This is a genomic window from Candidatus Paceibacter sp. (assembly GCA_013360865.1).
Taxonomy (GTDB): Bacteria; Patescibacteriota; Minisyncoccia; order UBA9983; family UBA9983; genus SURF-57.
Window position 1 is genome coordinate 1 of record JABWAS010000022.1, and the last position, 8,491, is coordinate 8,491.

9 protein-coding genes are annotated in these 8,491 nt (G+C 46.8%); 6 read left to right on the plus strand and 3 right to left on the minus strand.

What is annotated here, in order from left to right; genetic code table 11:
- Nucleotides 1-153 (minus strand): peptide deformylase (locus HUT38_04005; GenBank protein NUQ57617.1); only part of this gene is annotated, 153 nt, incomplete at its 3' end.
- A gap of 121 nt (nucleotides 154-274) precedes the next feature.
- Here HUT38_04005 and HUT38_04010 point away from each other — a divergent pair.
- Nucleotides 275-799: an NUDIX domain-containing protein gene (locus HUT38_04010; protein ID NUQ57618.1), complete on the plus strand. Its 525-nt coding sequence runs from the start codon at nucleotides 275-277 to the stop codon at nucleotides 797-799.
- Nucleotides 800-846: 47 nt separating this feature from the next.
- Here the strand turns inward: HUT38_04010 and priA are convergent, their stop codons facing one another.
- Entirely contained in the window at nucleotides 847-2,859 is a 2,013-nt protein-coding gene (gene priA / locus HUT38_04015; GenBank protein NUQ57619.1) for a primosomal protein N', read from the minus strand.
- A gap of 1 nt (nucleotide 2,860) precedes the next feature.
- Nucleotides 2,861-3,685 carry a PEGA domain-containing protein gene (locus HUT38_04020; protein ID NUQ57620.1) on the minus strand — a complete coding sequence of 275 codons (825 nt, stop codon included), beginning with the start codon at nucleotides 3,683-3,685 and terminating at the stop codon, nucleotides 2,861-2,863.
- 214 nt (nucleotides 3,686-3,899) lie between these two features.
- Between HUT38_04020 and HUT38_04025 the strand changes: the two genes are divergently transcribed.
- The 5 genes from HUT38_04025 (at nucleotide 3,900) to HUT38_04045 (ending at nucleotide 8,159) form a co-directional block, all read left to right on the plus strand.
- Nucleotides 3,900-4,892 carry a hypothetical protein gene (locus tag HUT38_04025; GenBank protein ID NUQ57621.1) on the plus strand — a complete coding sequence of 331 codons (993 nt, stop codon included), beginning with the start codon at nucleotides 3,900-3,902 and terminating at the stop codon, nucleotides 4,890-4,892.
- A 74-nt stretch (nucleotides 4,893-4,966) separates the two neighbouring features.
- Nucleotides 4,967-5,212, plus strand: coding sequence for a hypothetical protein (locus tag HUT38_04030; protein ID NUQ57622.1), 246 nt, complete (start codon nucleotides 4,967-4,969; stop codon nucleotides 5,210-5,212).
- Nucleotides 5,213-5,303: 91 nt separating this feature from the next.
- Nucleotides 5,304-6,617 (plus strand): UDP-N-acetylglucosamine 1-carboxyvinyltransferase, encoded by a 1,314-nt coding sequence (locus HUT38_04035; GenBank protein ID NUQ57623.1) that lies wholly within the window; start codon nucleotides 5,304-5,306, stop codon nucleotides 6,615-6,617.
- 73 nt (nucleotides 6,618-6,690) lie between these two features.
- The gene (locus HUT38_04040) at nucleotides 6,691-7,704 is read left to right on the plus strand and encodes a rod shape-determining protein (protein NUQ57624.1); all 1,014 of its coding nucleotides are present in this window, start codon (nucleotides 6,691-6,693) and stop codon (nucleotides 7,702-7,704) included.
- Nucleotides 7,705-7,838: 134 nt separating this feature from the next.
- Nucleotides 7,839-8,159 (plus strand): hypothetical protein, encoded by a 321-nt coding sequence (locus HUT38_04045; GenBank protein NUQ57625.1) that lies wholly within the window; start codon nucleotides 7,839-7,841, stop codon nucleotides 8,157-8,159.
- Nucleotides 8,160-8,491 lie beyond the last annotated feature (332 nt).

The window sequence follows — 8,491 nt, forward strand, 5'->3', positions numbered from 1 at the left end:
CGCGGCCAAAGCCACTCCGTCCGGCGTGGCGGAAAGAGTTTTGGCCATATCGGCGAGGAGTTTCTTTATTTTTTCGCTCTTTATTTCTTCCGGCGGCACATCTTGAGCCGCTTCTCGCAAAGTTTTATGTCCGGTTTGGATTATTTTTGCCATCAAAGGTGATATTAGCACGGAAAATTTTTGTTGACAATTATTTGTTATCGTGATAAATTGTTTACGATTTGAACAGTACTTTAATTTAAAAATTTGATTTTTTCAGAAAGGACGGTAGCTCATGATTGCAAGAAAAGAAGTAAGCAGACCAAGTTTTACAAGTTTAATTATAGACAGGAACGAAATAAGGGCGACATTGGGGATGATAATATCCAACAAGCTTGATTTTGTGGCGCTGGGGTTTGTGGGGAAAACCCCAGGCAGAAGGATTCTTGTTTGCGAGGCTGGGTATAAAGATCCACTTTTGAAAGCGCCCGGGGGAAGGCCGGAAATTGATGGCGATACAACGGAGAATCCTCTGGATACTGTTTCCAGAGAAATAAGCGAGGAAACAGGGGTGATAACTTATTACCCTGAAATTGGGAATATTTTTTTAATCCAGAAAGTCAGAAATAGAGAAGGAAAGTACTACTACATGATAGCCTTTGAACTTAAATATTTCTCCGGCGACCTCAAAAAAGGAGCTGAAGTGGCCGAGCTAAAGGAATTTGGCAGAAAGGATATTTACAGCATCATCAATTCAAAAAAGATGGTGCCCCTACATGTTCCCATCTGGAAATACTATCTGAAAAACTGCTGGGAGTAGAGTAGTTTTCGTGTTTTATATAACCCTTAAGTTGATTGATACGCTAGTCAGCTTAAGGGTTTTTCCGGGTCAATATCTATTTTCCACGACGGCGGCAGGGAAGAGAGAATCTGGCAAAGCTTTGTTTCTTTTTTGGGCCAGTTTTGCGGATCAATTTTCAATAATAAGTGCCGGCGGTAATTGTTTTTAATTTTCGGTATAAACGCGCGATAATTGAGAGGCTTCCATTCAGCCAAAATTTTCTCAACTTCGGCGGCGTCTTTGGCAAGACACGCGTCGCTCTTGTCTTCTTTTGTCAGTTTTATCAGAAGTTTAAACGGCGGGTACTGGAATCTTTTCCTGTTCTCCAGCTCTTCTTTGTAAAATCCGCTGATGTTGCCCTTCAGAGCATGCTGGAAGAGCGGGTTTTCCGGCGAAGCAGTCTGGATAATGAAAGTTTTTCGCGCCAACGATTTGAGCTTGAGAAGCAGATAAAAAATCTTCTCGTTTATCCTGTACTCCGGCAAGGCGAAAAGTGAGTCCACTGACGCGGCGATGTGATCCACCTGTTTGCCAAGATAAGAAAAAATAATCTCCGTTCCGATCAGCGCCGCGGCGGAAGGCGCGGTTAAAAATTCATTCACGATAGCCGAGCCCTGCTTGTCGGTGGAAACAGCATCGCTGTCCGCCTCAAAGATTTTCAAACCCGGATAAGATTTTCCCAGTTCTTCGGCGAGCATTTGCGTTCCCGCGCCGTAAGTCGTCAGCCGCCAGCTTCCGCAATGCGAGCATTGCTCCGGCACGGGCATTTGCGATAGACATTTGTGGCACAGGTAAACCCCCACACCAGTTTTATTAGTGATAAAACTGGTGTGGGGGTAAAAAGGCTGCTCCTTCGCCCCGCCGGAATTTTCTCTTTCCTTGTGAAGAGTCAAGGGCGCGGAACATTTGCCGCAGGTGATGACGCGCTGGCAGTCGGCGCAAGCGGTCATCGGGCTGTGGCCGCGCCGGTCGGCGAAAATCAAAGTCTTTTCGTTTTTGGCGAACGCTTCGCCGATAATTCCGTGAAGCTCTTTTGTTATTAGAGATTTTTTGCTTTTCTGCCATTTGATCTCCGCCGGCTCTTTGGTGTCGGCGATTATTTGCAGCGACTCGGACTCAATCCTGGAGCCGGGCACGGGCGAGGGAACGAATTCGCCCGTCTCCTCCCTGTGGCGGGTTTCCGTCCGCAAATATTCTCCGCCGAATATCAGGCGCGCCTTAAGGTGGCGGCTTATTATTTCCGCCGCTTTGCGGGCGTCAACATAAGGCTGTTTTTGGTTTTTGTAAGAAGGGGAATACTCCTGGTCTATAATTATCGCGCCAAAGTCGTTTCTCGGCAGGGATAAAAAAGATTTGGTGGCGACAATAAGAACGGGATGAGTTTCGGCCAGCGCCCGCCGCCATTCTTCTTTTATTTTTTTCTTGGACAGTTTTGAGTTTAAAACTATGGAATATTTTTCTATTCCCTTGCCCAGTTCTTCAGCTATGGCGGAAGCTTGCGCGGCCGAAGGCAGGCATAAAAAAACACTTCTGTTTTTAGCGAATTCCTCACGGACAATGCTCTTGTAATAATGGATCCGGTCTTTTAGCGGAGATTGCAACAGCGCCATTTCATGCCGACGGGCGATATTGTCCGGGCGAGGCAATGGCGACATTTCTTCCGCCGGTTTTTCAGTTATCGTTCCGGTTCCCGCGGCGTAAAATTCTTTTTCCAAAACTATCTGTGGAGCGAAATCTTTTAGGACCGAGCCGACCGTTGACAGGTAGTACTCGGCTATTTCTTTGCAGGCCTCAAGAAATTCCGGCGCGGCGAATTTTTCCGCCACCACGGATTTTATCGGCTTTATTGAGAGGCTGGAGTCTTTTAAAGAAATTTTCGCCTCCTTGGCGTCAAAGACGCTTTGCACAATAGCCAGGACGGTTTTGTTTCTCATCGGAACTTCCACCAAAGCGCCGGGCGCCGCGTCTTTGGAGGTGAAGTAAGAAAGTTTTTCTTTGAAAACTCCTTTGGCAATGGGTATGACGTCTACTATTTTCATTTTAACGGAGATTTATCTCCAGAAGGAAGTTGTCGTCAAGGATATAAACCAGAGGCTCGTCGCCGGCGGCCAGAGCCATCGGGTTGTTGCCTTTGTATATAGGCTGGAGCATCCGGCCGCCGCGTCCGTCAATCTCCAAGGCGTAAACTCCGTCTTCCACGGCGACGATGGCGACGTCGTTTCTTCCGGGGTAAAAGTCAAAGGTTTTTATTTGGAATTTTGAATTGAAAACAGGAGTAATTTTTTGGCATGAACCGGCATCGCCGCAGATGAAGTAAGGCGGAGTTTCGGGGCCCAGCCACTCCGCGGAAAGATTTTGCCTCGCTTCGTCCGAGAAAAGACTCACGCCGATTTTTGTCTTTTCCAGGGAGTTTTGCGAAAGCAGTATGTCTTTCAGGATTTTTCCTCGTTTGGCCAGTTCTTCCGGAGTGTTGCCGATGCTGGAATCCTGTGGGGAAAACAAAATTTTGCCTTGCGGTTCTGTCGGCACAAACAGCGTCCGGGCTTCAGTCGTCGCTTCGCTTTCCACCGTGAGATTTTTTTGCCAGGGCCAATAGCCTTCCTTTGCCGCCAGAACGGAATGTCTTCCCGGTTTGAGCCCGCCTATCGTCAGAGTTTGCCCGGCCGCCGCGGCGGAAACTTTCTTTTTGCCGTCAACGTACACATCAACCCCGTCCGCCGAGGAAATTATTTTGACGGAGCCGTTTTTGTAAACACCGGAAATCAAGCTCAACCGATAACCTTTCTGGTAGAAGAAAGCCGCTCCGGCGACAATCGCCGCGGCAACCGCGAGAACGATGATTAATTTCAAAGTTTTGTTTTTCATTGCCTATATACTGGAGGAAAACAAGCCAAAAATCAACCCCATTAGAAGTTATTAAGCGTATTTGGTTGTTTAGGTATTTTTCAATGAGATCGCCTTCGGCTTTGTTTTTGGTAGTGTAGCGCGCATTGCAAACTTCTAACGGGGTAAACTGCGCTTCGGCAAAGTTAAATTTTAGAATGTTTAACCTTGCCGGAAAATTCAGTATAATAAAAACATGGAAAAATTTAACGCGATAAAACTGACGGAACCGGACGAAAAAGAAAGTCTGGATATTATGCCGTTTGAAGATTTTATCGCGGAAATAGAGGAAAAAATTTTTGAGCTTGATGAAAAAACAGACAGAGGCGAAAACCATTCTGATTTTTTGGATAATTTCGTGAAGGAACGAAAAAAAATTATAGATACCATAACCGACAAAAAGAGGAAAAACCTGGCGGCCGGCCTTTTCGGCGCCCACGAGATATTAATAAAAGACGCGGTAGAAAGGGAAAACGGGGCAAGGTCGGAAGCGCTTAAAATAATGGACGCCGAGTGGCAGCAGGAGATAATCCATTTCATAGGCGGCAATCCGCCTCGCGAGGAGTTGGAGGCTTTTTGGGCGGAATACGACGCCTTGTTTGATTATTACGGCAAGCCGGAAGCGGCGCGAGGCGAAAAATTAAAATCCGGCATACTGGGAACGCTGGCCGTGGAAAAATTTTTGAAGAGCCGCGGTTTTGACGTTCATTACCCCACGGCGGAAGCGGACGTCCGCGACATGGTTGACTTGTTGGCTTATGACGAAAAAAACAAAAATAATTTTCTTATTCAAATCAAGGTGAGAAACAAAAAGGTGAAAGAAATGGCTCAAAACGGCGGCGCGCTGGACATATACGAAGACATACCTTATTTTGATTTTGAAAAGGAAGAAATAGCCAAAGTCTTCGGGGAAGAACATTTCAAGACGGCCAATGCCGAGATAAAAGAAGGAAACGATTACGACAAGTTTAAAGCGGGATGCTTCAGGTACGTCAAAGAGAATCAAAAATATTTTAATCAGGCCGGGCAAAAAGGTTACCGGACCAACGGGATGTATTTGCACGCTCCGTATTCCGCCAAAGGGAAGAGGTTGATTGATATTGACGGCGAGCCGTCTGAAGATTTCGCGAGTATCCTTATCATCGCCGGGAAAGTAGAACAAAAACTTGGTATTGCCAACAACAAATAACCGTGCTATTTTAATTTACAAAGAGATTGTTGTATCTTGCTTTGTTTTTTAAAATTTTAAAAAAAGGGATAAAGATGAAAGAAATTATAAAACAGATGGTAGCGGATGGACGATTGATAGATATAATAAAGGCAAGGAAGGCCAGATCAAACCCTTTGGAAAAAATTAGTTGCCAAATTTTTTGGGAAAACGTGGAAAGGTTAACAAAAGGACAGGTTGGGTTTGAAGATAATCCGATTTTGTTTTATAGGATGATAGATCACATAAAATCCTGCCATGATTGTACGGAGAAATTCGGCGGGAAGATAGAACAAAAATAATTTTTTTAAAAATGTATTAATGGGTGGTCGCGACCATTATCGCGCCGCCCTTTTTGTTTGTAAAAAACGCAATAATCATTATCATAGCTTCATGAGCGATTACGTTATCAGCGGCGGGAGGAAGTTGAAAGGGGAGATAACGGTCAACCCGTCCAAAAATTCGGCGGTGGCGATACTTCTGGCTTCGTTGCTCAACGAAGGCAAGACGACGATAATGAACCTGCCCAAGATTGAGGAAGTTTTCAGAATAATTGAAATTTTGGAAAGCCTGGGGGCGAAAACAAAATGGTTGAAAGACCATATTTTTGAAATAACGCCCCCGAAGAAAATCAATCTGAAAAATCTAAACACCGAAGCGGCGCTGAAAACCCGCATAATGATACTGCTTATCGGGATACTGGCCCATAAGTTTGAGAAATTTTCTCTGCCGTTTTCGGGCGGCTGCAAACTGGGGAAAAGGACGGTGACACCGCATCTTTACGCCTTGGAAAATTTCGGAATAAAGATAAAAGTAAAGGAAGGAGAATACGAAATAAGCCGGAAGAAAATCACTCCGGGCGGTGAGGTGATAATGTACGAGTCGGGCGATACCGCCACCGAAAACGCGATATTGGCGGCCTCGCTGGCCCCCGGCAAAACGACGATAAAATTCGCCTCCGCCAATTACCAGGTGCAGGACCTTTGCCATTTTTTGGCGGAACTGGGCGCAAAAATTGAGGGCATCGGGGCGACCACGCTGGAAATAATGGGCGCGGAAAAGATGGATAAAAATATAAACTTTTATCTGACCGAAGACCCTATTGACGCCATGTTTTTCTTGACGGCGGCCATTGTGACAAAATCTTTTTTAACCGTAAAAAAATGCCCGCTGGACTTCCTTGAGCTGGAATTGTTCAAGCTCAAAAAAATGGGGCTGAAATTTTCCGTTTCAAAAGAATATTTGTCGGAAAACGGATTTGCCCGCCTGGCGGACGTGAAAGTTTCCCCTTCCAAACTTGAAGCTCCGGCGGAAAAGCTTTACGGCCGCCCCTTCCCCGGCCTCAACATAGACAATTTGCCTTTCTTCGTCCCCGTCGCGGCATTGGCCGAAGGAGAAACGCTCGTTCACGACTGGGTTTACGAAAACCGAGCCATTTATTACACCGAGCTCAACAGGCTCGGCGCCAAAATCAATCTGGCCGACGCCCATCGCGTCTTCGTAAAAGGACCGACGGAATTCAAAGCCGCCGAAGTTGTCTGCTTGCCGGCGCTGCGTCCGTCCGCCATAATATTGATAGCCATGCTCGGGGCGAAAGGCCGCTCGGTTTTAAAAAACACTTACACGATAGAAAGAGGATATGAGGATATTTGCGGAAGGTTGAGAAGCATCGGGGCGGAGATAGAGAAAGTAGCCACTAGCCACTAGTTATTAGCCACTAGTGCCAAAGAATAAAATTCACTGATGGCTATTGGCTAATGGCTGACGACTGTTTAAAGACATGGGATTTTTTAATAAAAAACTCGGGATAGATTTAGGCACAGCCAACACGCTGGTTTATTTTCCCGGCAAAGGGGTGATTTTGAACGAGCCTTCCGTGGTGGCTGTTTCCATTGAAGACAACAAAGTTCTGGCCGTGGGCGACGAAGCTAAAACCATGATCGGCCGCACGCCGGACACCATAACGGCGTACCGACCGATGAAGAACGGGGTCATCGCCGACTACCGCGTCACCGAGGCGATGCTGCGCTACTTCATTTCCAAAGCTTTGGGCAAGTGGAGCTTCTTTAAGCCGGAAGTACTGGTCTCCGTTCCCGCCGGAGTTTCTTCCACGGAGAGAAGGGCGGTGGTGGAAGCCGCCGTCAAAGCCGGAGCCAAATCGGCGTACGTGATGAAGGAGCCGATTCTGGCGGCCATCGGCGCGGGCATTCCCATTCATGAAGCGATGGGGCACATGGTGATGGACATCGGCGGCGGGACCACCGACGTGGCGGTTATCTCGCTGGGAGGCATCGTCGCCTGCGCGTCTCTCAAGTGCGCCGGAGACAGGATAGATCAGGCCATCGGCGATTACGTCAAGAAAAATTTCAATCTTTTTATCGGTGACAGGACGGCGGAGGAAATAAAAATAAAAATCGGTTCGGCTGTTCCCGTTGAAGAAGAATTGGTTTACAAAATTAAAGGGCGCGATTTCATCACCGGCCTGCCCCGGACGGCGGAAATTACAACCAACGAAGTGGTTAAGGCCATAGATCCCGAGCTCAAGGATATGATGAAAGTCATCAAAAACGTTCTGCAGGAAACTCCGCCCGAACTGGCCTCCGACATTATAGACAGCGGCATCACCATGACCGGCGGCTCTTCGCTTCTGCGCAACTTGGACGAGCTGGTTTTTCGCGCCACCGGCGTAAAGGCGCGGGCGGCCAACGACGCCCTGCTTTGCGTGGCCAAAGGCGCCGGCTTGGCTTTGGAACACCTGGATACTTACAAAAAGAGCATCATCGCCAAAAGATAGAATCAAGGTTGACAATATCTCCGGTGGGGTTAACATTAATTTGTTTATTTATAAAAGCTTTATTTCCAGCTGAATAAGGCTTTTTTCTTTGAAAACAAGCCGCGGGCTGGCGCGAATATATCAAGGAGGATGACATGAAAAAGATTGATGGCTTTGTGGCTTTGGCGACAGGGGAAATAGTGGAGGATGGAGGTTCTTTGGAGAAAGGATTTGTTGTTTTAAAAAATAAAAAAATAAAATGCCGTCCGGTTTACGAAAACGAGATAATCAACATGACAACGGAGGCGATTAAAGCATTTATTCATGGCCGCACCGACTTTTACCCGAAAGCTGTTTTAAGGGGGGTGGAAAAAACCGGCTCGGGCATAATGGTTAAAGTGTTTTTTTCTAAAATAAAAAAAGAGCAAGTTTTTTCCGCAAGCGACTGGAAGTTCAACTGGAATCCAAGATTTTAGACAAACAATGTTTAGCGGCGGGGGAATTAATTTTCCTCCGCTGTTTTTATTTCAAAAATGTAATGCTAAAATTAAACCGTTATGCACCCGTTGCTTAAAATTCATATCGAGCAAAAACAATTTCACCACGCGTATTTGTTGTGCGGGGACGCGGAGACGTGCCGCGAACGGGCGCTTGAGGCGGCCAAAGCGATACTCTTTCCCTCGTCGACGTCCGTTTTCGATGAGAATGTAAACGTGCACCCGGATTTTTTACATCAGAAATTTGAACTGTTTGGCATTGACGACAGTCGCGAGTTGAAGGCGCGCGCGGCCGGCAGGGCGGTCGGCGG